Raw genomic sequence first — 20,903 nt, 5'->3', positions numbered from 1 at the left:
CGCCTTGATGGAAAGCCTGCACCCATAAAGCAGGCCACGTAGAAGGACCAGCATGTTTACATTTCTGCTCAAGCGGCTCTACCAGGCGATCATAGTGATGTTCGTCATCAGCCTGGTGGCCTTCTCAATTCAGGACAACCTGGGTGACCCCCTGCGCGAGCTGGTGGGGCAGTCGGTGTCCGAGGCGCAGCGCCAGATCCTGCGCGATCAGATGGGGCTCAACGATCCCTTCCTGGTGAAATATGCCCGCTTCCTCAAGGGGGCCATTCACGGGGATCTCGGCACTTCCTACTTCTTCAAGCGACCGGCCCTCGAGGTGATCCTCGACAAGCTGGTAGCGACCCTGGAGCTGGTCTTCGGGGCTTCTCTCATCATCGTCTTCGTCTCGATTCCGCTCGGGGTCTATTCCGCCATTCGCCCGCGCAGCATACTGACCAAGATCATCATGGGGGCGAGCAGCATCGGCATCTCTATCCCTGTGTTCCTCACCGCCATCATGTTGATGTACCTCTTCTCCATCCACCTGGGCTGGCTGCCGGCCTATGGTCGCGGCGAGACCGCCAACGTGCTGGGATGGGAGTCGGGCTTCTTCACTCTGGACGGTATCTTGCACCTGATCCTGCCGAGTGTGGCCCTCTCCTCCATCATGCTGCCCCTGTTTATCCGGCTGGTACGCTCAGAGATGCTCGAGCAGCTCTCCTCCGAGTATGTGAAATTTGCCCGGGCCAAGGGGCTCGATGACAACCAGGTCTACTATCGCCATGCGCTCAAGAACACCATGCTGCCGGTCATTACCGTCGGTGGCGTGCAGATCGGCACCATGGTGGCCTACACCATACTGACCGAGAGCGTGTTCCAGTGGCCGGGAACGGGGTTTCTGTTTCTTGAGGCGATCCACCGGGTTGATACTCCGCTTATCACCGCCTACGTCATCTTCGTCGGGCTCATCTTCGTGGTGACCAACACCCTGGTGGACCTCCTCTATGGTCTCATCAACCCGACCGTTAACCTGACAGCCAAGGGGTAAGCATGACTCACGCCGTGACCGCGAGCCGCTGGGCCCGCTTCAAAAACTCCGACATCGTCTACTACTTCCTGCGTGACAAGGTGGCGATGTTCAGCTTCGTGGTGTTTCTGGTCTATGTGGTGGCCGCCCTGCTGGCCCCCTGGATAGCACCGCACAATGTGTACGATCAGACCAGCTTCGATCTGATGGATGCCGAGATCCCGCCCTCCTGGCTGGAGGGGGGCGATCCCCGCTTCTGGCTCGGTACCGATAACCAGGGGCGTGACATCTGGAGCACCATCCTCTATGGCTCGCGTATCTCGCTCACCATAGGCCTGTTTGCCGTGGGTCTGCAGATGACCCTGGGGGTGGTGATCGGACTCATGGCCGGTTACTTCGGCGGTCGCATCGACAACCTGTTGATGCGCTTCGCCGACGTGCAGTTGTCGTTCTCCACCATGATGGTGGCCATCATCGTCTCGGCCATCTTTCAGGCGGCCTTTGGCTCTGATTTCTTCTCTCAGTACGCCATCCTGATGCTGGTGGTGATCATCGGCGTGGCCGAGTGGCCCCAGTACGCCCGTACCGTGCGCGCCTCGGTACTGGCCGAGAAGAAGAAGGAGTATGTGGAGGCGGCCAAGGTGATGGGCTTTCGTGCCCCGCGCATCATGTTTCGCCACATCCTGCCCAACTGTCTGTCGCCGATCCTGGTGATCTCGACCGTGCAGGTGGCCAACGCCATCATGAGCGAGGCGGCCCTCTCCTTCCTGGGCCTTGGTATGCCGGTGGACCAGCCGTCGCTGGGGTCGCTGATCAGCGTGGGCTTTAACTACATCTTCTCCGGCTCCTGGTGGATCACCGCCTTCCCGGGCATCTGTCTGGTGCTGCTGGTGCTGGTCATCAACCTGCTCGGTGACTGGTTGCGAGACGTGTTCAACCCCAAGATCTACAAGGGATAATCCTTCCAACAGGGCCTGCGGGCCCTGTTATCTTTCTGTCATCTTGAAGGGGTAAGGTGCCTGCCAGCCCCATGACAGAAGGATGTCACCATGAAACGTTCCCTGGCCGCACTCTGCCTCACCGCCCTCTGCGCCGCCCCCGCGCAGGCCGAAGTGCGCCTCACTCTTCCTGACGACCTGGTACTGCTTGGCTCCGCTCAAGGCCACGCGCAGGGGCAGAGCGTGACCCTGCCTGACGGGGTCAATCAGCTTCTGCTGCAGTATGACGGCGTAGAGGAGAGCCGCAGCTCGAGCGAGAGTGATCGCCACTACCGCTCCCGTCCCCAGGTGCTGCGCTTCGAGGCGAGCAACACCAGCCTGCAACTGACGGGATTGCCGGATGAGCGGGGCGACAAGGCGCGCTTTGCCGAGCACCCGGTGCTGACCCTGCACGACGGCGCCGGCCAGCCGGTGATCCTGGTACAAGACGAGCTGGCCGTGAGCGGCCTGCAGATCGGGGTGGACTGGAGTGGCAAGCTGGACGACTACAACCGCGGCACCGGCAAGGCCGCTTGGGCCGCCACCGGCGTCGTGTCTGCCACGGCGCCTGCCGACACCCTGGAGGCCGAGTTGCAGCGCCTCTTCCTCGGCGCCGATCCTGCCCTCAAGCGCCGCTTCATCGGCTGGGCCGCCAATCAGCTTTGAGTTCCTCCTCCCTTGCAGTATGGTGGGCGCAGTCTTGTGTCCACCGGAGTCCTCTCCATGTTTGAACTGCATCCCCGCCTCGCCGCCGACACCCGGGTACTGGGCGACCTTCCCCTCTGCCGCGTGTTGCTGTCGCGCGATAGCAACTACCCCTGGCTCATCCTGGTGCCGCGCATCGACAACTTGCGCGAGATCCACCATCTGGCTGAGGCCGACCGCCAGCAGCTGATGCGTGAGTCCTGTGCCGTTGCCGCCCTGATGGAGGCGAGCCTGCAGCCGGACAAGATCAATATCGGCGCTCTCGGTAACCTGGTGCCCCAGCTGCACCTGCACCATGTGGCTCGTTTCACCGGCGACGCCGCCTGGCCGGGCCCCATCTGGGGGGCCAAGCCGGCGCAACCCTATGAGGAGGCCGGACTCGAGAAGCAGGTGGCCCTCTGGCAACACCGCCTGGTGGGGGTAGAGGGGTTCGTATCGGCCTGATTGGTGATGCAGGCCTCAACTGGGAGCCAGATCTCGGCCTGTCCATGATCTCGCTCCGGGCAAAGCGGGACTATGGTATAGATAGTCCCACCGCAACGTGTTCAGGATGTCACATGATGTTTAACAAAGATGAAGAGTCCCGGGTATTGACCACAGAGGATGTGCTGCTCAGCCTCTGCCATTCGGTAACCGGTGTACTCAGTGCCGCTACCCAGAGCCAGGTCCGTTTCTCCGGCATGGTACAGCGCATCAGCAAGACCTGCCTCAAGCCCGATATCGGTTGCTTCGTGCTGTTCGACGGTGGTTTCTCCGGCCTGGTGGTGATCAACTTCTCCGCCGCCGCCGCCATGGAGCTCTATCAAAACTACATGTTGAGCATGGGGCTCTCCAAGGAGGATCTGGCCATCTCTCACACCTCGGATGAGGTGAGCAATGTGATGGGTGAGTTGATGAACCAGATCGTCGGCAGCTTCACCGGCAAGGTCGGGCGTGAGCTGCAGACTCACATCACCCAGAACCAGCCCAAGATGCTGGCTCTTAACAAGCAGGTGATGCTGAGTGTCGACACCAATCTGGACCATCCCGAGTCTCGCCGAGTCACCTTCTTTACCTCCAATAACAACATCTTCTACCTGGAGCTTGCCATGGACCGTACCGAGTTCATCAAGATTCACGATGGGGAGGTGCACGAGGAGATCGATCCGGACGAGCTGATCGCCCAGGCCAACCAGGCCAAGCCTGCCGCCCCGGCGCCGGCTGCCGCAGGGGGGGGCGATCACGACGATCTGCTCGACTCACTCGGGATCTGATCCCTCATAGCAAGAGGCCACCGCGAGGTGGCCTTTTTCGTTTTAAGGGGCAGGAAAGAGGGCGCCAAGTACGGCGGGGCGTGCGGCTCCCGTCACCGCCGGCAAATTGCCGGGCTCACGGGCGAGAAAGCGCTGCGCCAGCCAGGCGAAGGCTGCACCTTCGACCCAGTCCGGGTGGATGCCGAGGGCACAGGTGTCCGCTATCTGCCAGCGGGGTGACAGGGCTGCCAGGCGAGCCATCAGAAGCGGGTTATGGGCCCCGCCGCCGCAGACGAAGAGTGAGCCTGCCCGGGCCGGCAGAGCATCGGCAATGGAGCGGGCGGTCAGCTCCAGCAGGGTCCGCTGCACATCGGCCGGCGCCAGTGCGGGGTATCCGGTGAGCAAGTGATCGAGCCAGGCCAGGGTAAAGGTCTCGCGCCCCGTGCTCTTGGGGTGGGGCTGGGCGAAGTAGGGGTGGGCAAGCAGCTCCCCGAGCAGCGCCTCGTGCACCTCTCCCTCAGAGGCCCAGGCCGCGCCGGCATCGAAGCTGCCGCCCCGGTGGCGCCGGTGCCAGCCGTCGAGCAGGGTGTTACCCGGGCCTGTATCGAAGCCGTAGACCCCCTCAGGGGGGCCCGGCAGCACCGAGAGGTTGGCGATGCCGCCGATGTTGAGGACTACGCGAGGCTCTGTCTGGCTGGCAAAACAGGCCTGATGGAAGGCGGGCACCAGGGGGGCCCCCTGACCGCCCAGGGCCATGTCCATGGTGCGAAAATCGGCCACCACGTCGATCCCTGTCAGGGCGGCCAGCCGGTGGCCATTGCCGATCTGCAGGGTGAAACCGAGCTCGGGTCGGTGGCGTACCGTCTGACCGTGGGAGCCGATGGCCCTGATGTCATTCGCCGTCAGCCCCGCCTTGGCCAGCAGGGCCAGGGTGGCGGCGGCAAACTCGTCGGCCACCCGGTTATCGGCGACCCCGAGCCTGTCTATTTCGTTCTCTCCGGGCATGCAGAGCGCATGCAGCTCGTCGACCACTGTGGTGGGCCAGGGGTGGCACAGGGCACTCTCTACCTCCCAGCACGTCTGGTCGCCTTGGGAGGGGCTGCGGCGTATCAGCACCGCATCGATGCCATCCATGCTGGTGCCGGACATGAGTCCTATGTAGCGCTCTCTCATGGTTTCTCCCGGCTCATGGCCAATCTGTCATCCCCCGGACTGTCGAGGCGGGCGAGCAGGGGGGCGCTGCTGGCGCGAAACGCCTTGAGCTCCCGTCCTGCCAGTGCCTCGGCCTTGGGCAGGGTGACGGTGCGTGGATTCTTGTGCACACCCGCCACCAGAAACTCGTAGTGCAGGTGCGGGCCTGTGACGCGCCCGGTGCCACCCAGCAGGCCGATGGTCTCACCCTGTTTGACCCTCTGCCCCTTGTTGACCATGCGCTTGGAGAGGTGCAGGTACTTGGTGACATAGGTGCTGTCGTGGCGGATGAAGACGTAGTTACCGTTGAACTGGTTGTAACCGGCGGCCACCACGTTGCCGGAGCCGGAGGCCATGATGGGGGTACCCACAGGTGCCACATAGTCGATGCCGTTATGGGGGCGAACCTTGCCGGTGACCGGATGCAGGCGGCGCGGGTTGAAGTTGGAGCTGATGTAGCGGAAGTTGACCGGTGCGCGCAGGAAGCTCTTGCGCATCGCCTTTCCCTCCGGGGTGTAGTAGGTACCATCCTCCCCCAAAATGGCGCGATAGCGCTCCCCCTGATTGACGAACTCGGCGGCCAGTATGTCGCCGGCGGCGACCCGCTCGTCGTCCCGGTATTTGTCCTGGTAGATGACGGTGAAGCGATCGCCCGGTTGCAGGTCCTGGGCAAAGTCGATATCCCAGCCGAAGATGGTGGCCAGACTCATGATCTGCGGCTCGTCCAGGCCGGCCTCCACCGCCGAGCCCCAGAAGCTGGCGCGGATCTCCCCCTGAGCCAGGCTCTCGCGGGTATCGAGGTCAATCTTGAGGTGGCGGGCCGCGAAACGCTCTCCATCCCGGCTCACCCTGAGGGTCTGATCCAGGCTATGGGGGTAATAGAGGCTGTGGAGATCCCCTTGCGGGGTCAGCTTGAAGGTGAGCTCGTCGCCGGGCTTGAGGCGGCGCAATGGCTCTGCCGCTGCCAGCTGATCGATGGTGTGCAGATCGCCGCTGTCGAGGCCAAGGCGCTGGAAGATGACGCCCATGTTATCCCCGCTGCGTACCGTGACATTGCGGGTCACCAACTTGGGCTTGACGGGCGCCACCGGCCCGGATGGCACGAGCTGAGGGGGCGGCGACGGTTCGGACACGGTGCGAATCGCTTCGACACGCTCGCTCGGCCAGATGGCCAGCATCATGGTCAGAATTCCCACGATCAGCACCATTCGGCGGTGCCAATGGGGGAGGTTAATAAAGGCGTTCCAGATAGCCATGAAAAAGGGGGGACAAACGAGCACAATGCCGCGATTTTACAGGCTTTCCAATTGTCCTGCCATTCCAGTAAGATGAGCGGTCTTGTGGAAACGTGATTGGAGAGTCAAAACATGTCCCAGCTCGAGATGGCGCTGGCCGAGATCAAACGCGGAGCAGAAGAGATCCTGGTTGAAGAGGAACTGGTTGCCAAGTTGAAGGAAGGGCGCCCGCTGCGCATCAAGCTGGGGATGGATCCGACCGCCCCGGACATTCACCTGGGCCACACCGTCATCCTCAACAAGCTGAAGACTTTCCAGGATTTGGGCCATGAGGTGATCCTGCTCATCGGTGACTTCACCGCCCTGGTGGGGGACCCCTCCGGCAAGAACGCCACCCGTCCGCCGCTCTCCGAAGAGGCGATCAAGCACAACGCCATGACCTACGCCGAGCAGGCGTTCAAGATCCTCGACCCGGCCAAGACCCGTATCGAGTACAACTCCAGCTGGCTCAAGGAGCTGGGGGCGACCGGCATGATCAAGCTGGCGGCCAAGCAGACCGTGGCCCGCATGCTCGAGCGCGACGACTTCAAGAAGCGCTACGCCGGCGGTCAGTCCATCGCCATTCACGAGTTCCTCTACCCGCTGCTGCAAGGCTATGACTCTGTGGCCCTCAAGGCCGACGTCGAGCTGGGCGGTACCGACCAGAAGTTCAACCTGCTGATGGGGCGCGAGCTGCAAAAGGACGCCGGCATGGCGACCCAGTGTGTGCTGATGATGCCACTCTTGGTGGGGCTGGACGGGGTCAAGAAGATGTCCAAGTCGGCCAATAACTACATCGGTGTGCACGATGCCCCGAACGAGATGTTCGGCAAGATCATGTCCATCAGCGACACCCTGATGTGGAACTACTACGAGCTGCTCTCCTTCCGTCCCCTGAGCGACATCGAAGGGTTCAAGGCGGGCATCGAGGCCGGTACCCTCAACCCGCGTGACGTGAAGATCTGGCTGGCCAAGGAGATCATCGCCCGTTACCACGACGAGGCGGCGGCCGAGGCGGCTCACGAGGACTTCACCCAGCGCTTCTCCAAGAACGCCATCCCGGACGAGATGCCGGAGCTGACCCTGGCCCTGGAAGGGGAGGGGATGCCGGTGGCCAACCTGCTCAAGGAGGCCGGCCTGGTGGAGACCACCTCCGAGGCCCTGCGCATGATCAAGCAGGGGGCGGTCAAGATCGACGGCGAGAAGCTGGATGACGGCAAGGCGCTGCTGGGTGCCGGTACCGCCGTCTATCAGGTGGGCAAGCGCAAGTTCGCGCGCATCACCCTGGCGTAAGCGGTGCTTACCTTGCCAAGAGGCCTCCTTCGGGAGGCCTTTTTTGTATCTGACAAATGAGCCGGCGCAGGGCCGCGCTGCGCGGGTGGGGGCGGGTGGCCAGGCTCACCTCGGTGATGAGCCCCCCTCCCAGCACAGGGTGATAGCTCACTCCTTGGGGATGCAGGGCTGCCACCGAGCGCGGCACCAGCGTGATGCCAAACCCCGCCTGCACCATGCCTACCGTCGAGATCACCTGGGGGCACTCGTGGCCGAGCCGTGGCACAAAGCCGGCCCCCTGGCACAGGCCGATCACCCCGTCGTAGAGACCGGGACCTATGTCGCGCGGGAACAGGATAAAGGACTCATCGCGCAGCTGATGCATGGCCAGAGCATCGGCACCGGCCAGGGGATGCCGGGCGGGCAGGGCGATCACCAGTGGTTCGCGCTCAATCAGGTGATGCGCCAGGTCGGCACTGGCGCTGCACGGCAGGCGAAGAATGGCGGCGTCGAGCCGCTCGTCGTAGAGGGCGGCGACCAACCCCGGCATGCTCCCCTCCTGGGGAGTGAGCATGACCTCGGGGTGGCGCTCGCGAAAGTCGTGCAGCAAGGCCAGCACCGCCGGATGGAGCACGGTGGAGCCGGCGAAACCGATACGCAGGACCCCCGCCTCGCCGCGGGCGATGCGTTCGACCCGCTGACGTGCCCCTTCCGCCAGGGACAGGATGCGGGCCGCATCTTGATAGAGGCTCTCGCCCGCTTCGGTGAGCTCGACGCTGCGGGTCAGGCGGCGCAGCAGGGGAGTGCCCAACCCCTCCTCCAACTTGCGAATTTGCTGGCTCAGGGGCGGTTGAGCCATGCCGAGGCGCTCGGCGGCGCGGGTGAAGCTGCGCAGCTTAGCCACCGTCATGAAGTATCTGAGGGTTCGCAGTTCCATATCGAAGGCGTCTCGAAGTCGTGGGTGCTGAGTATTGGTCATCGGAGTGTGAAATGGGTCACCATTGACTCCGAACAGTAACAGGACGAGATCGAGAGGTGAAACTCAAATGGGAGAGATTGCCGTATCTGACAGCCAGGATAGCTGCGCGCTTGAGGTGAGTCGCCAGTTTGACCGCTGGCGCCGCCATCAGGATGAGGGTGTGATCTATCAGAGCTCCCTGATGAGCGCCCTGCTGGCCGGCGTTTACGAGGGGGAGACCACCATGAGTGAGCTTCTGCACCATGGAGACTTTGGTCTCGGCACCTTCAACCACCTCGACGGGGAGCTGATCGCCTTCGAGCGGCAGATCCATCAGCTGAAAGCCGACGGCTCCGCGCGTCGGGCCGATCCCTGGCAGAAGACGCCGTTCGCCGTGATGACCCAGTTTCGCCCCTGCCTGGAGCGGCACTTCGACCACCCCCTGAGCCGGGATGAGATCCACCAGTGGGTCGATCGCCTGGTGGGGTCGGACAATGTCTTCGTGGCCCTGCGTCTCGATGGTCGATTCGAAACCGCCAAGGTGCGCACAGTGCCGCGCCAGAGCCCACCCTATAAGCCCATGCTGGAGGCCATCGAGGCGCAGCCGCTGTTTCGCCTGGCCGGGGTGGAGGGAACCCTGGTTGGCTTTCGCTGCCCCCCTTTCGTGCAGGGGATCAACGTGGCGGGATTTCATGAGCACATGATCACAGAGGATCGCTGCTGCGGAGGCCACCTGCTCGACTACGCCATGGCGCACGGTACGCTGCGCCTCTGTGTGGTGCGCCATCTCAATCTGACACTGTCGCCCGACACCGCTTTTCGGGGCGCCAACCTCTGCCCGGCCGAACTGGATCGGGCGATCCGCGCCGCCGAAGGCTGACACACAAGGAGGATTCGATGGAAAACACGCAGTGGCAGTGTGGCGCCCAGCTGGTGGTGCGCCACCTTGAGGCGCAAGGAGTCAGACAGGTGTTCGGCATCCCGGGCGCCAAGATTGATCGGGTATTCGACGCCCTGGAGGAGTCGCCCATCGAGACCATAGTGGTGCGCCACGAGGCCAACGCGGCCTTCATGGCGGCGGCGGTGGGGCGCTTGACCGGCAAGGCGGGAGTGGCGCTGGTCACCTCGGGGCCGGGTTGCACCAACCTGGTGACCGGGCTCGCCACCGCCACGTCCGAGGGGGACCCCATGGTCGCCCTGGGAGGGGCGGTACGGCGGGCCGATGGCCTCAAGCTCACCCATCAGAGTCTCGATACGGTGAACCTGTGTCGGCCGGTCACCAAGTTCAGCGCTCAGGTTAGCAGTGGCGCGGCGCTCTGCGAGGTGATGGCCAATGCGTTTCGTGCTGCCGAACTGGGGCGACCGGGGGCGGCCTTTGTCAGCCTGCCGATGGACATCATCAACAAGCCGGTGCAGGGGCGGGTGCTGGTGCCGCGCGAGGTGCCCGAGCCCGGCTGTGCCGATGAGCGTAATCTGGAGCAGGCGCTCGCTCTCATCAGTGAGGCGGACAATCCGGTGGTGCTGCTCGGTCTGATGGCGAGCCGGCCTTCCACCGCCGAGGCGGTGCGCGCCTTTCTCGACAAGGTGCGTTTGCCAGTCACCGGCACTTACCAGGCGGCCGGGGTGGTCGACAGCGAGCACTTCGATGACTTTGCCGGCCGGGTCGGCCTGTTTAACAACCAACCGGGTGATCAGTTACTGGCGGGGGCGGATCTGGTGATCTGCATCGGGTACAGCCCCATCGAGTACGATCCCGTGCTGTGGAATGGGGATCGTTCGCGGCGCATCCTGCACATCGACGTGCTGCCGGCGGAGATCGACAGCTGCTACTGCCCGAATGGCGAGCTGGTGGGGTCGATCAGCGCCAACCTGCAGCGACTGACACACACCCTGGGTCATCCCAAGGAGCGTACTACCGAGGTTCAACGCCTGCTGCATGGCGTCCGTCAGCAGCGGCTGCGATTGGCCCTGCGCGCCGACGATCTGCACGGCATGCCGGTGCACCCCTTGCGCATCGTGCGCGAGCTGCAGGATCTGGTGCGTGGCGACATGACCCTGTGCGTCGACATGGGCAGCTTCCACATCTGGATCGCCCGCTATCTCTACAGCTTTCGGGCCCGCCAGGTGCTTATCTCCAACGGTCAGCAGACCATGGGGATCGCACTGCCCTGGGCTATTGGTGCGACCATGGTACGGCCGGGGGAGAAGGTGGTGTCGGTATCAGGGGACGGCAGTTTCATGCAGTCGAGCATGGAGCTGGAGACGGCGGTACGCCTTGGCAGCAACATCTTGCACATCATCTGGGTCGATAACGGCTACAACATGGTGGCGATGCAGGAGGAGCAGAAATACCGGCGCACCTCGGGGGTGGCGTTCGGTCCCATCGACTTCAAGCGCTATGCCGAGTCGTTCGGGGCGGCGGGATTTGCGGTGAGGTCGGCCGACACCCTGCGCGCCACCCTGAGGGCGGCGCTGGAGGTCGACGGGCCGGCCGTGGTGGCCATTCCGGTGGATTACTCGGACAACCCGAGCCTGATGGCCCAGTTGAGTCCCGAGGTGATGGCCTAGACCACCATGGGGGCGGCGACCTGGCGCGCCAGATCGTCTCCTCTCAGCTCGGCGAGGATGGTCAGGGCGAATTCGAGGCTGGTGCCCGGCCCCTGGCTGGTGATGAGGCGATGCGTCCGATCGACAACCACCCTGTCTGTGCTCAGCTGGGCGGCGGGCAGCCGCTCCTGAAAGCCCGGGTGGCAGGTGACGCGGGCGCTACCTATCAGGTCGTGGTGGGCCAGCACCAAAGCGGGAGCGGCGCACAGGGCGGCGCGCCAGCGCCCCGCGGCGGCTTGACGGCGCAGCAGGGCGATAGCCTCATCGCTGTCGCGAATGGCCTCGCTGCCGGGCACCCCCCCCGGCACCGCCACCAGATCCCAGGGCTCATCGGGCAGATCCCGCACATGGCCATCGGTCACTATCTTCACTCCGCGCGAGGCGGTGAGGGTGAGCGCACCATCCTGGGCGCAGGAGGCGAGCGTCACCGCCACGCCACCACGCACCAGCACATCGACCAGGGTCACGGTCTCGATCTCCTCCGAGCCCGGCCCCATCAGGACCACTGCCTTCATCCCTGCCTCCCAGGCATCAGCCTGCTTTTTGTGAAATGGCCTCAAACAGGCTGCGGTTAACCGGCACGGCGATGCCGTGATGGTCGGCGCGCGCCAGCAGATAGCCCGTGATGGCGTCGATCTCGGTGACGCGTCCTGCCTCCCTGTCTTGCAACATGGAGGAGTGGTTATCCGCCGTCAGCTCTGCCACTGTGAGGGCCCGGCGCAGCAGTTCGTCGGCGCCCGCTTCCATCCCCTCTGCCTGCATCACGTCGGCCAGCTCCACCGAGAGCTGGGTCAGGGCGTCGCCAAAGCGGGGGGTGGAGAGCTCGCCATTCTTGACCCTGTGCAGGGCGGTAAGCGGATTAATCATGCAGTTGATGGCGAGCTTTTGCCACTGACGACGCTGGATCTGCTCGTCCCATTCGGCTTGGCCGAGGGCTCGGGCCAGGTCATCGGCGATATGGCGGTGTTGGCGACCCGCCTCATTGAAGGGGCCGATCCAGGTCTCTCCCTTGCCGGTATGGCGAAAGCTGTAGTGCTGACCGCGCATGGCTCCGTGGCTGGTTACCCCCACCAGCAAGGGATTGTCGGGGAACAGCTCGGCCACTTGTTCGGCGATTCCCATGCCATTGTGCAGCAGCACTATGGGCACCTCGCGCCCGAGTATTCCCTGCAGAGGGCGCAGCGCCTCGACCACCTGACCGGCCTTGGTCATCACCAGCAGGCGGCGGGTCGTGGCGCCGTCGCTGGCGAAGCAGCGCGGGATGGGGAGCAGATGCGCCGAGCCATCCAGGGCGGTGAAGTCCAGGGTCGGGTGCAGGCGCGAACGCTGGCTGTCGCGCACCATGAGACGTACTCCCTGGCCGCTTTGGGAGAGCAGGCTGGCGAAGACACCGCCGAGGGCGCCGGCACCGAGCAGGGTCCAGAGGGGGGGGAGTGTATTGCTGCGTGGCATCGAATTCTCGTTATGCGGGCGGGGACCCGGCTCCTGCCGATCGGCCGCCTGATGGTGGTACGTGAGCAATGGCCCTGTATGGGGCTTATCCATCATGCTTCGGGGTGGCATTCTAGCAAGGGGGCAAAGTGGGGTCAGCTTTTTTGGCGGGATTTTGGTAGAGTGTGCCCCCTGCGATTCAGATTAGATGAGGAGGCCCAGATGCCGTCATTCGATATTGTGTCCGAAGTCCAGATGAACGAGGTGTTGAACGCGGTGGACAACGCCAACCGCGAGCTCTCGACCCGCTTCGATTTTCGTGGTGTCGAGGCCTCGTTCACCCTCAGCAAGGAAGTGGTGAAGCTGGAGGCGGACGCCGATTTTCAGCTCAAGCAGATGGTCGACATCCTGCGCGAGAAGCTCATCAAGCGGGGCATAGATACCAACTCCATGACGGTGGGGGACTCGGTCCACTCCGGCAAGCGCTTCTCCCTCGAGGTGAGCTTTAAGCAGGGGATCGAGAAGGAGACCGCCAAGAAGCTGGTGAAGCTGATCAAGGACTCCAAGATCAAGGTGCAGGCCGCCATCCAGGGCGACGAGGTGCGCGTCACCGGCAAGAAGCGTGACGATCTGCAGGAGGCCATCGCGCTCATTCGCGGTGCCGAACTGGATCAGCCGTTCCAGTTCCAGAACTTCCGCGACTGAGTATCAAGGGGGCAGGGCACTGCCCCCTTGCTTATCAGGGGCAATAAAAAAACCGGAGCAGATGCTCCGGTTTTTTGGTTACCCGAGGTTCGATTAGAACTTGTAGGTAACGGAGAAGTAGTGGCCAAAACCGGTGGACTTGAAGCCATCGGAGTTGTTGACGCCGTACACGTCGTTGAAGTACTTCAGGCCGTAACCGACGGCGTAGCGGTCGGAGTGCCAGTACAGGCCGTGGAAGGTGGCAACGCCAGTGGCATTGCGGTCGGCGCGGCCATAGGTGTCGGCGCCGAACAGGTAGTCCAGGTAGCCCTGATAGGAGATGAAGGAGCCGTTGGAGAAGGTGTAGAAGGGCTTGAACCAGTTCATGGAGAACTGATAGCCGTTCCAGGTACCCTCTTCTTCCTGGAAGTACTTGCTCTCGGTGGCGTGACGAGCGTACAGGTTCATGCCCACCTTGCCAAACCAGGGAACCATCACATCGGCGCCCAGACCGATCTGGTTCTCCATCATGGTGTCATCGACGTTGTTCAGGGAGGCGATGTAGAGCTCTTGAACCGGGCCGAAGGAGAGATCTTTACCGGTCAGGGCATCCAGGGAGAGACGCGGGGCAAACTTCATGAAGATGTTTTTGCCATCGCCATAACCATGCTTTTCGCTGTGACGGTTGTCGAAGATATCGAAGACGTCGACATAGCCGTACAGATCGAACAGGCCGGAGCGACCACCAAACTCCATTTCGAGGTAGGTGTCGTTGTAGTCGTGATCGCCACTCGGCAGCTGGCCGATGGTGTGCATCACGTTGAACTGCATCCACTTGTAATCGTTCTTGTGGATGTCACCGCTGTAGTCGGCGGCGAAGGCGGGGGTAGCGGCGGCGGCCAGCAGGCCGGCGGCGATCAGGGATTTGGTGAACTTGGCCATCTTCTTATCTCTTATGTCCGTAGTTGAGGATTTCCGTAGCCCGCTCCAGCGAGGGAGCGAGTGGATTCTAGGCCAAACATCCCGGGGGATAAATAAATTGTTGGGAACTTTGTGATGAAGTGTGAGTCTAATCACCCCCACTATTTCGCAAACGATTATCTTGTGACCGCTCTCTCGTGATAGCCGTTGTCCGTTTGGAGACGATCGGGATCAGGCAGATGGCGGGAATACCCAGCAGGGCGGTGCCAATGAAGAAGTGGCTGTAGCCAATTTGCTCCACCACGGCGCCGGAGAAACCGGCCAGAAATTTGGGCAGCAGCAGCATCATCGAGCTGAACAGGGCGTACTGGGTGGCCGAGAAGGCGACGTTGGTGAGGCTCGACAGATAGGTGACAAAGGCGGCGGTGGCGATGCCGGCGGCCAGGTTATCCAGCGAGATGATGACGGTGAGCAGCCAGGTGTTGTGTCCCACGACCCCCAGCAGGGAGAAGAGCAGATTGGTGCTGGCGGTGAGCAGGGCGCCGATCAACAGGATGCGCAGGGTACCAAAGCGCATCACCAGCACCCCCCCGACGCTGGCGCCCACCAGGGTCATGATGACGCCGTAGACCTTGGTGATGGTGGCCACCTCGGTCTTGCTAAACTGCAGGTCCACATAGAAGCTGCTGGTCATCACCCCCATCACCACATCCGAGATGCGATAGCAGGCGATAAGCGCCAGGATCAGCAGCGCCGTCTTGCCGTAGCGCTCGAAGAAGTCGCTGAAGGGACGCCAGATAGACTCGATGCACCAGGCTCCCACAGCGGCGATAGCTGGGGGCCAGCCCCGCTCCAGCAACGACGCTTTACAGGCGGCTTGCTCCTCGCTCTGGCGTTGCAGATCGGCTTCTGGCTCATGACAGAGCAGTGTAGTGACAAGGCCGACGCTCATGCAGGCGGCCATGATGAAATAGGTCAGTTGCCAACCATCCCGAGAGTAGCCAGTATCACTGCCGAGCCAGGCGGCCAGGGCCAGGGCGCCGGCGCCGGCCAGGATCATGGCGAGTCGGTAGCCCGTCATGTAGGCCGCCGCCATGGCCGCCTGCAGGCGCTCGGGGGCAGACTCGATGCGAAAGGCGTCGATGACGATATCCTGGGTCGCCGAGGCGAAGGCCACCAACAGGGCAAACAGGGCGAGATGGGTCAGGCTCAGTTTGGGGTCGCTCATCCCCATGCCGATCAGGGCACCCATGACCAGTAGCTGGGAGAGCAGCATCCAGCTGCGTCGCCGTCCAAGCAGGCTCGAGAGCAGAGGCAGGGAGAGGCGATCGACCAGTGGAGACCACACCCACTTGAAGCCATAGGCCAGGGCCACCCAGCTCATGTAGCCGATATCAGTGAGGCTCACCTCGGCCTCTCTCAGCCAGAAGGAGAGGGTGCCAAAGACCAGCAGCAGGGGCAGCCCCGACGAGAATCCCAACGTCAGCAGGGTGAGAACTCTGGGCTCCAGATAGATGGCCATGGCCTGCAGCCAGCCGGATGTGTTGCGCACCTTGCACTCCTCGCAATAACAAAGTGAAAGGCGGGCTCTGGGCCCGCCTGAGGCTTACTTGCTCTTCTTGGCTGCCGGCTGATCGGGCAGCAGGGTGACATGCCGCAAGATGACGGGGGTGGTGGGCACGTTGTTGGCGCGCAGTATGCTGCTGTACTGGGTCGGGGTCTGGGCCAGCTTGTCCAGCACCTCGAGTCCGCTCACCACCTGGCCAAACACGGTGTAGCCCGCTTGCCCGGCGCCATCCAGATTGGTGTTGTTGACCAGGTTGAAGTAGAACTGGCGAGTGGCGCTGTCCACCGCCTGGGTTCGGGCCATGGCGATGGTGCCCCGCTTGTTGGAGAGGCCACCGATGGATTCATTGACCACGGGATCATAGGTAGGGAGCTGCTGATACTGCTGGTTATAGCCTCCCCCCTGTACCACGAAACCCGGTACTATGCGGTGGAACAGGCTGCCATCGTAGCTGCCGTCGGCCACATAACGCAGGAAGTTTTTGACCGTCTGTGGCGCCGCCTTGGGGGCGAGCTCGACCACGACATTGCCATGATTGGTTTCAAACTGAACCCTTGGCGCAGCCTGCAGCAGAGCAGGCAACAGGCTGGCAGCCAATGCCAGCACACTCATCCATCTTTTCATCATGACTCTCCGTTAGCCCGGTTGGCCCTTGAGGTAGCTGCGCAGCTGCTGATCCGCCAGGATCTGTTGCAGCAGATTACCCAACTGCTGGTTCAGGGTGGACTCCAGATCGCTCATGTCCGGCTCACCCGGCCCCTCTTTGGAGGAGGTGGCGTTGAACTGCTTGCTCACCCGATTGCCCTGGAAATCGGCGGTGGCCTTGAGGCTCACTCTGGACTTGGTCACATAGGTGAAGGTCTTCTCCTCCACATTGACGGCCGCCTGCAGCACCTCCAGTTGCAGGTGTGTCGAGCCGATACCGCCCACGTTCAGCCCCTGGCTGCGCAGCCCTTCGGATAGCTTGTCGGCGAGGACCTGCCCGAGAGGGGCGTAGGCGTTGACCAGCACCGGGGCCTTCTCTCTCTTCTTGACCGAGATGACATAGGCTGCCTCACGGCGATCGACGCCCTCCAGGGTGATGCTGTTACCCGAGTAGTATTGCTGGTTGGCCGGGATGATTTGGGGATTGATATAGGCCGTTTCCGGCCAACTGGTGGCACAGCCGCCGAGCAGCAGTGCCCCCATCAGGATGAGAGACTTCTTCATCTGGGGTTCCTTTAACGTTTGATGGCTTTCAAGATAACGAATTTTTTATTGCCTGCAATGAGTTGAGCATTGCCAAACAACCGCTTGAGCTTGAGGTGGTAGTCGAGGTGGCGGTTGCCCACCACCCAGAGATCCCCACCGCGCGGGAGCACCCTGTGTGCATCCTGGAACATCTGCCAGGCGATGTGGTCTGTGATGGCTTGCAACTGATGAAACGGGGGGTTGCAGAGGATACGATCTGCACTGCCTGTGGCCATTCCGTCAAGACAGTTATTGACCATAAAGTGGGCGCGTTCGAGAGCATCGGGCAGGTTCTTCTGCACGTTTTCCCTGGCCGAGGCGATGGCCATGTAAGACTCATCGCAGAAGGTGACAGCGACTTGCGGATCCCTGGCGAGCAGAGAGAGCCCCAGCACCCCGTTGCCACAACCGAGATCGATCACCTGACGGGCACTCATCACCGGCAGGTGATCAAGCATGAAGCGGGCCCCGATATCGAGGCTGGTGCGAGAGAAGACGTTGGCGTGATTGCGCAGCACCATGTCGGTCCCCTCCAGTGGCCAGATGGTGGGGTAGGGGTCGCTGGCCTTGCAGGGCTCGCCGCGCGGCACGCAGTGGATGAGGCGTGCCTTCTTCCAGGCCAGCGAGGTGGTGGTGGCCCCGAGCCACTTCTCAAACAGCTGCAGGGTGGAGGTGTGGATCTCCTTGGCCTTGCCGGCGGCGAGGATACGGGTCTGCGGTGTCACCACCCGGGAGAGGGCGATCAACTGCTGCTCGAGCAGGGCCTGGTACTTGGTCACCTTGATGACGACCAGCGCCGGTGCCGCAGGCAGAGGAGCCAGGGCATCCTGCCAGACGACGCTGTCGGGAGCCAGGCCGTTGCGCCTGAGGTTCTCTTCGGCGCCGCGGCGGCTGACGAAAGAGTCGCTGACAAAGTGCGGGTGATGGGCGTGCAAAAATGCGGTGAGTGCACCAAAACTGTCATTCATGATCACCACGGCGCCGGCCGCTATCCCCTCCTCGGCCAGGGTGGTGATCAGGTATTCGTCGGCAGCATCCCAGGCCTGTAACGGGTCGTTGGCTTGTGGCGGATAGCGCAGCAGCTCAAACTGGCAATGGGGATGATCGAGACGGGTCAGCATCAGGGCTCCGGCGTGACATAAACGGGGCCGCTATTTTAGCGGCTCGGCGTCAGAAGTCATATCTCATCGGGAGGATAAATGAAGGCCACTCATCCGGAGGGGGCCGCCCTGCGGTATTGGCCCGGCTGGCTCACGCAAGAGGAGCAAGTGTGGTGGTGGCAATGGCTGGAGGAGATAAGGTGGCAGCAATACCGGGTACGGCTGTTTGGCCGGACTCTGCCACAGCCGAGGCTGAGCGCCTGGTATAGTGACAGCCCCTACCACTATTCGGGCTTGCAGCTCCCCGCCACCCCCTGGCCTGAGCCCTTGGCACAGCTGCGCGACAGGGTCTGCACCGCCACGGGATATGCCTTTAACAGCGTGCTGCTCAATCACTACCGAAGCGGCAGTGACAGCATCGGGTGGCATCGGGACGATGAGGCCGAGCTTGGTGCGGATCCTGCGGTGGCGGCCGTCTCTTTGGGGGCATGCCGACGCTTCTTGCTGCGCCGACTGGAGGATCATCGGTGCCGCGAGGAGTGGTGGCTGGAGCCTGGCTCCTTGCTGCTGATGGCGCCGGGTCTGCAGTCATGCTGGCAGCACTGCCTGCCCAAAACCCGGAGTCGGGTCGGGCCGCGCATCAGCCTCACCTTTCGTTTGATCCAGCCGGGCCGTTAGAATGGCTCTCCATCGTCAGTCAGCGGAGTCTGTTTTATGCAGTTGCAAACCCACATCGAGCAAAAGTTACGGGAGGCCCTCGCCCCGAGCCATCTCGAGGTCATCAATGAGAGTCACATGCATCGTACCGAGCCGGGGGCCGAGAGCCACTTCAAGGTGATTGTCGTGAGCGAATGCTTTGCCGGTGAGCGTCTGTTGGCACGTCATCGCAGAATCAATGCCCTGTTGGCCGAGGAGCTGGCAAGTACTCTGCACGCCCTGGCTCTGCACACCTACACTGACGCCGAGTGGCAGGCTCGGGAAGGGGCGCCCCGCACGCCTTCCTGTGTGGGCAAACCGACACTGTAAGGCACTGTGTTCCCTCATCGGTCGGCAATCGATGGTGCTTTATCCGGTGTCAGGATGGATTTTAATCATTAAATTTTCTTGACCATGGAGGGGATAAATTTTGTTTATCCCTTAATGGGTATGTTGGGGTTATCCCCTTGTCCTGCTTGAAAAGTCACTTCGAATTCACTATCACAGTTTGTAGGGTGATTTTTGTGATGTTGCGTGAATTTTCCTGTTTTGTCATGGCGGGGGGAATCACCGAGATGATAAACTCAATCGCTTTTTGAATTTCCATGGATGTGGTCGCCTTCGACTACATCCCGGAGAGTCAATCCACAGTCGGGAGCCTCTCCCGGCACTTACCAACCTGTCTTCCCGTAACGGTAGTGCAAGTGAGTATGATTACAATTAAAAAAGGACTGGACATCCCCGTGTTGGGTGCGCCAGAGCAAGTAATCTACGATGGCCCCGCCATCACCCGTGTCGCTACACTCGGCGAGGAGTACGTGGGGATGCGTCCCACCATGGCCGTCAAGGTCGGGGATCGCGTCAAGAAGGGCCAGATTCTTTTTGAAGACAAGAAGAATCCTGGCGTGAAATTCACTGCCCCTGCTGCCGGTGTCGTTGCCGAGATTAACCGTGGTGACAAACGAGTTCTGCAATCCGTCGTGATCGATATCGACGGCGACGAGCAGATCACCTTTGCCGCCTTCTCTTCCGCCGAGCTGCCCCAGCTTGACCGGGCCAAGGTCCAGGAGATCCTGGTCGAGTCCGGCCAGTGGGTCGCCCTGCGCACCCGCCCGTTTAGCAAGGTGCCCGCCGTGGGTAGCGCTGCGCGCGCCATCTTCGTCACCGCCATGGACTCCAATCCGCTGGCTGCCAGTGCCGAGCTTGTCATCCGCGAACAGGCCCAGGCCTTCGTCGATGGTCTGGCGGTACTGAGCCGTCTGACCGATGGCAAGGTGTATGTGTGCAAGGCCGAGGGTAGCCTGCCCCAGTCCACCCTGTCTCAGGTACAGGAAGAGGTCTTTGTGGGCCCGCACCCGGCCGGTCTGCCCGGTACCCACATCCATTTCCTGGATGCGGTGAGTGCCCACAAGTGTGTCTGGCACATCAACTACCAGGATGTGATCGCCTACGGCAAGCTCTTCACCTCCGGTGAGATCTGCACCGACAAGGTAATCTCCCTGGCCGGTCCGAACGTGCTCAAGCCGCGTCTGCTGCGTACCCGCATCGGTGCCAGCATGGCTCAGCTGACCAATAACGAGCTGCGTGCCGACGAGAACCGCATCATCTCCGGCTCTATCCTGAGCGGTGTGCATGCCAGGGGTGAAGTCGCCTACCTGGGTCGCTACCACAATCAGGTCAGCGTGCTGGGTGAAGGGCGCGAGAAGGAGTTCCTCGGCTGGGCCAATCCCAGTGCCGACAAGTTCACCATCACTCGTACCACCCTGTCCCACCTCTTCAAGGGCAAGCTGTTCAACTTCACCACCAGCACCAACGGTAGTGATCGCTCCATGGTGCCGATTGGTAACTACGAGCGAGTGATGCCGCTGGACATCTTGCCGACCCTGCTGCTGCGCGACCTGGTCGCCGGTGACACGGACGGTGCCCAGGCTCTCGGTTGCCTGGAGCTGGATGAAGAGGATCTGGCCCTGTGTACCTTCGTCTGCCCGGGCAAGACCGAATACGGTCCGATTCTGCGCCACTGCCTGACCAAGATCGAACAGGAAGGTTAAG

22 protein-coding genes are annotated in these 20,903 nt (G+C 62.3%); 12 read left to right on the top strand and 10 right to left on the bottom strand.

Features of this window, described 5'->3' with window-relative positions; translation table 11 throughout:
• Nucleotides 1–52: 52 nt before the first annotated feature.
• The 5 genes from BN1133_RS07015 to BN1133_RS06995 all read left to right on the top strand — a co-directional run bounded on the left by BN1133_RS07015 (nucleotide 53) and on the right by BN1133_RS06995 (nucleotide 3,941).
• On the top strand, nucleotides 53–1,027 hold the full coding sequence (locus BN1133_RS07015) for an ABC transporter permease (RefSeq protein ID WP_050665829.1): 975 nt from the start codon (nucleotides 53–55) through the stop codon (nucleotides 1,025–1,027).
• 2 nt (nucleotides 1,028–1,029) lie between these two features.
• Complete coding sequence (locus BN1133_RS07010; protein WP_050665828.1) at nucleotides 1,030–1,965, top strand: ABC transporter permease; 936 nt, start codon at nucleotides 1,030–1,032, stop codon at nucleotides 1,963–1,965.
• Between the two features lie 90 nt (nucleotides 1,966–2,055).
• Nucleotides 2,056–2,649 (top strand): DUF2057 family protein, encoded by a 594-nt coding sequence (locus BN1133_RS07005; protein ID WP_050665827.1) that lies wholly within the window; start codon nucleotides 2,056–2,058, stop codon nucleotides 2,647–2,649.
• Nucleotides 2,650–2,706: 57 nt separating this feature from the next.
• A complete protein-coding gene (locus BN1133_RS07000) occupies nucleotides 2,707–3,132 on the top strand; it encodes an HIT domain-containing protein (RefSeq protein ID WP_050665826.1) in 426 nt (141 codons plus the stop codon).
• Nucleotides 3,133–3,245: 113 nt separating this feature from the next.
• A complete protein-coding gene (locus BN1133_RS06995) occupies nucleotides 3,246–3,941 on the top strand; it encodes a DUF3334 family protein (RefSeq protein WP_050665825.1) in 696 nt (231 codons plus the stop codon).
• Between the two features lie 42 nt (nucleotides 3,942–3,983).
• Here BN1133_RS06995 and BN1133_RS06990 read toward each other — a convergent pair whose 3' ends face one another.
• Nucleotides 3,984–5,093 (bottom strand): anhydro-N-acetylmuramic acid kinase, encoded by a 1,110-nt coding sequence (locus tag BN1133_RS06990; protein ID WP_050665824.1) that lies wholly within the window; start codon nucleotides 5,091–5,093, stop codon nucleotides 3,984–3,986.
• Complete coding sequence (locus BN1133_RS06985; protein ID WP_050665823.1) at nucleotides 5,090–6,367, bottom strand: peptidoglycan DD-metalloendopeptidase family protein; 1,278 nt, start codon at nucleotides 6,365–6,367, stop codon at nucleotides 5,090–5,092. The genes BN1133_RS06990 and BN1133_RS06985 overlap by 4 nt, the downstream gene beginning before the upstream one ends.
• Before the next feature lie 111 nt (nucleotides 6,368–6,478).
• On the opposite strand from BN1133_RS06985, the gene tyrS reads away from it, so the two are divergent.
• Nucleotides 6,479–7,678 (top strand): tyrosine--tRNA ligase, encoded by a 1,200-nt coding sequence (tyrS, locus tag BN1133_RS06980; RefSeq protein WP_005349086.1) that lies wholly within the window; start codon nucleotides 6,479–6,481, stop codon nucleotides 7,676–7,678.
• A 7-nt stretch (nucleotides 7,679–7,685) separates the two neighbouring features.
• Here tyrS and BN1133_RS06975 read toward each other — a convergent pair whose 3' ends face one another.
• Nucleotides 7,686–8,594, bottom strand: a complete 909-nt coding sequence (locus tag BN1133_RS06975; protein ID WP_050665822.1) for a LysR family transcriptional regulator — start codon at nucleotides 8,592–8,594, stop codon at nucleotides 7,686–7,688.
• Between the two features lie 109 nt (nucleotides 8,595–8,703).
• Here BN1133_RS06975 and budA point away from each other — a divergent pair, with 109 nt between their 5' ends.
• Together budA and alsS are read left to right on the top strand one after the other, a co-directional pair.
• Entirely contained in the window at nucleotides 8,704–9,495 is a 792-nt protein-coding gene (gene budA / locus BN1133_RS06970; protein ID WP_050665821.1) for an acetolactate decarboxylase, read from the top strand.
• A 17-nt stretch (nucleotides 9,496–9,512) separates the two neighbouring features.
• On the top strand, nucleotides 9,513–11,183 hold the full coding sequence (alsS, locus tag BN1133_RS06965) for an acetolactate synthase AlsS (protein ID WP_050665820.1): 1,671 nt from the start codon (nucleotides 9,513–9,515) through the stop codon (nucleotides 11,181–11,183).
• Here alsS and BN1133_RS06960 read toward each other — a convergent pair.
• Both BN1133_RS06960 and BN1133_RS06955 read right to left on the bottom strand, forming a co-directional pair.
• Nucleotides 11,180–11,737 carry a DJ-1 family glyoxalase III gene (locus BN1133_RS06960; RefSeq protein WP_050665819.1) on the bottom strand — a complete coding sequence of 186 codons (558 nt, stop codon included), beginning with the start codon at nucleotides 11,735–11,737 and terminating at the stop codon, nucleotides 11,180–11,182. The genes alsS and BN1133_RS06960 overlap by 4 nt on opposite strands.
• 16 nt (nucleotides 11,738–11,753) lie before the next feature.
• Entirely contained in the window at nucleotides 11,754–12,674 is a 921-nt protein-coding gene (locus tag BN1133_RS06955; protein WP_050665818.1) for a ketopantoate reductase family protein, read from the bottom strand.
• Between the two features lie 201 nt (nucleotides 12,675–12,875).
• Here BN1133_RS06955 and BN1133_RS06950 point away from each other — a divergent pair, with 201 nt between their 5' ends.
• Nucleotides 12,876–13,358 (top strand): YajQ family cyclic di-GMP-binding protein, encoded by a 483-nt coding sequence (locus tag BN1133_RS06950; RefSeq protein WP_050665817.1) that lies wholly within the window; start codon nucleotides 12,876–12,878, stop codon nucleotides 13,356–13,358.
• A 93-nt stretch (nucleotides 13,359–13,451) separates the two neighbouring features.
• Here the strand turns inward: BN1133_RS06950 and BN1133_RS06945 are convergent, their stop codons facing one another.
• From BN1133_RS06945 to BN1133_RS06925, 5 genes are all read right to left on the bottom strand, one after another.
• A complete protein-coding gene (locus tag BN1133_RS06945) occupies nucleotides 13,452–14,279 on the bottom strand; it encodes a nucleoside-specific channel-forming Tsx family protein (protein WP_050665816.1) in 828 nt (275 codons plus the stop codon).
• A gap of 127 nt (nucleotides 14,280–14,406) precedes the next feature.
• On the bottom strand, nucleotides 14,407–15,780 hold the full coding sequence (locus BN1133_RS06940; RefSeq protein WP_050665835.1) for an AmpG family muropeptide MFS transporter: 1,374 nt from the start codon (nucleotides 15,778–15,780) through the stop codon (nucleotides 14,407–14,409).
• Nucleotides 15,781–15,864: 84 nt separating this feature from the next.
• A complete protein-coding gene (locus tag BN1133_RS06935) occupies nucleotides 15,865–16,437 on the bottom strand; it encodes a peptidylprolyl isomerase (protein ID WP_050665815.1) in 573 nt (190 codons plus the stop codon).
• A 24-nt stretch (nucleotides 16,438–16,461) separates the two neighbouring features.
• Nucleotides 16,462–17,034: a YajG family lipoprotein gene (locus BN1133_RS06930; protein WP_050665814.1), complete on the bottom strand. Its 573-nt coding sequence runs from the start codon at nucleotides 17,032–17,034 to the stop codon at nucleotides 16,462–16,464.
• A gap of 11 nt (nucleotides 17,035–17,045) precedes the next feature.
• Complete coding sequence (locus BN1133_RS06925; RefSeq protein ID WP_050665813.1) at nucleotides 17,046–18,176, bottom strand: methyltransferase; 1,131 nt, start codon at nucleotides 18,174–18,176, stop codon at nucleotides 17,046–17,048.
• 78 nt (nucleotides 18,177–18,254) lie between these two features.
• Here BN1133_RS06925 and BN1133_RS06920 point away from each other — a divergent pair, with 78 nt between their 5' ends.
• From BN1133_RS06920 to BN1133_RS06910, 3 genes are all read left to right on the top strand, one after another.
• Complete coding sequence (locus BN1133_RS06920; protein ID WP_050665812.1) at nucleotides 18,255–18,833, top strand: alpha-ketoglutarate-dependent dioxygenase AlkB family protein; 579 nt, start codon at nucleotides 18,255–18,257, stop codon at nucleotides 18,831–18,833.
• A 36-nt stretch (nucleotides 18,834–18,869) separates the two neighbouring features.
• Nucleotides 18,870–19,181 (top strand): BolA family protein, encoded by a 312-nt coding sequence (locus tag BN1133_RS06915; RefSeq protein ID WP_050665811.1) that lies wholly within the window; start codon nucleotides 18,870–18,872, stop codon nucleotides 19,179–19,181.
• A gap of 380 nt (nucleotides 19,182–19,561) precedes the next feature.
• The gene (locus BN1133_RS06910) at nucleotides 19,562–20,902 is read left to right on the top strand and encodes a Na(+)-translocating NADH-quinone reductase subunit A (RefSeq protein ID WP_050665810.1); all 1,341 of its coding nucleotides are present in this window, start codon (nucleotides 19,562–19,564) and stop codon (nucleotides 20,900–20,902) included.
• Nucleotide 20,903: the final 1 nt, after the last annotated feature.

The organism is Aeromonas schubertii (genome assembly GCF_000820105.1).
Classification (GTDB): Bacteria; Pseudomonadota; Gammaproteobacteria; order Enterobacterales; family Aeromonadaceae; genus Aeromonas; species Aeromonas schubertii.
This window is presented reverse-complemented; position numbering and strand designations above follow the sequence as displayed.

Coding starts and splice junctions, on each gene's coding strand:
- BN1133_RS06920 (WP_050665812.1), top strand. CDS start 18,255: ATGAAGGCCACTCATCCGGAGGGGGCCGCCCTGCGGTATTGGCCCGGC.
- tyrS (WP_005349086.1), top strand. CDS start 6,479: ATGTCCCAGCTCGAGATGGCGCTGGCCGAGATCAAACGCGGAGCAGAA.
- budA (WP_050665821.1), top strand. CDS start 8,704: ATGGGAGAGATTGCCGTATCTGACAGCCAGGATAGCTGCGCGCTTGAG.
- BN1133_RS06950 (WP_050665817.1), top strand. CDS start 12,876: ATGCCGTCATTCGATATTGTGTCCGAAGTCCAGATGAACGAGGTGTTG.
- BN1133_RS06915 (WP_050665811.1), top strand. CDS start 18,870: ATGCAGTTGCAAACCCACATCGAGCAAAAGTTACGGGAGGCCCTCGCC.
- BN1133_RS07005 (WP_050665827.1), top strand. CDS start 2,056: ATGAAACGTTCCCTGGCCGCACTCTGCCTCACCGCCCTCTGCGCCGCC.
- BN1133_RS06975 (WP_050665822.1), bottom strand. CDS start 8,594: ATGGAACTGCGAACCCTCAGATACTTCATGACGGTGGCTAAGCTGCGC.
- BN1133_RS06945 (WP_050665816.1), bottom strand. CDS start 14,279: ATGGCCAAGTTCACCAAATCCCTGATCGCCGCCGGCCTGCTGGCCGCC.
- BN1133_RS06930 (WP_050665814.1), bottom strand. CDS start 17,034: ATGAAGAAGTCTCTCATCCTGATGGGGGCACTGCTGCTCGGCGGCTGT.
- BN1133_RS06985 (WP_050665823.1), bottom strand. CDS start 6,367: ATGGCTATCTGGAACGCCTTTATTAACCTCCCCCATTGGCACCGCCGA.
- BN1133_RS06990 (WP_050665824.1), bottom strand. CDS start 5,093: ATGAGAGAGCGCTACATAGGACTCATGTCCGGCACCAGCATGGATGGC.
- BN1133_RS06995 (WP_050665825.1), top strand. CDS start 3,246: ATGATGTTTAACAAAGATGAAGAGTCCCGGGTATTGACCACAGAGGAT.
- BN1133_RS07010 (WP_050665828.1), top strand. CDS start 1,030: ATGACTCACGCCGTGACCGCGAGCCGCTGGGCCCGCTTCAAAAACTCC.
- BN1133_RS06955 (WP_050665818.1), bottom strand. CDS start 12,674: ATGCCACGCAGCAATACACTCCCCCCCCTCTGGACCCTGCTCGGTGCC.
- BN1133_RS06935 (WP_050665815.1), bottom strand. CDS start 16,437: ATGAGTGTGCTGGCATTGGCTGCCAGCCTGTTGCCTGCTCTGCTGCAG.
- BN1133_RS06940 (WP_050665835.1), bottom strand. CDS start 15,780: ATGGCCATCTATCTGGAGCCCAGAGTTCTCACCCTGCTGACGTTGGGA.
- BN1133_RS06960 (WP_050665819.1), bottom strand. CDS start 11,737: ATGAAGGCAGTGGTCCTGATGGGGCCGGGCTCGGAGGAGATCGAGACC.
- BN1133_RS06925 (WP_050665813.1), bottom strand. CDS start 18,176: ATGCTGACCCGTCTCGATCATCCCCATTGCCAGTTTGAGCTGCTGCGC.
- alsS (WP_050665820.1), top strand. CDS start 9,513: ATGGAAAACACGCAGTGGCAGTGTGGCGCCCAGCTGGTGGTGCGCCAC.
- BN1133_RS06910 (WP_050665810.1), top strand. CDS start 19,562: ATGATTACAATTAAAAAAGGACTGGACATCCCCGTGTTGGGTGCGCCA.
- BN1133_RS07000 (WP_050665826.1), top strand. CDS start 2,707: ATGTTTGAACTGCATCCCCGCCTCGCCGCCGACACCCGGGTACTGGGC.
- BN1133_RS07015 (WP_050665829.1), top strand. CDS start 53: ATGTTTACATTTCTGCTCAAGCGGCTCTACCAGGCGATCATAGTGATG.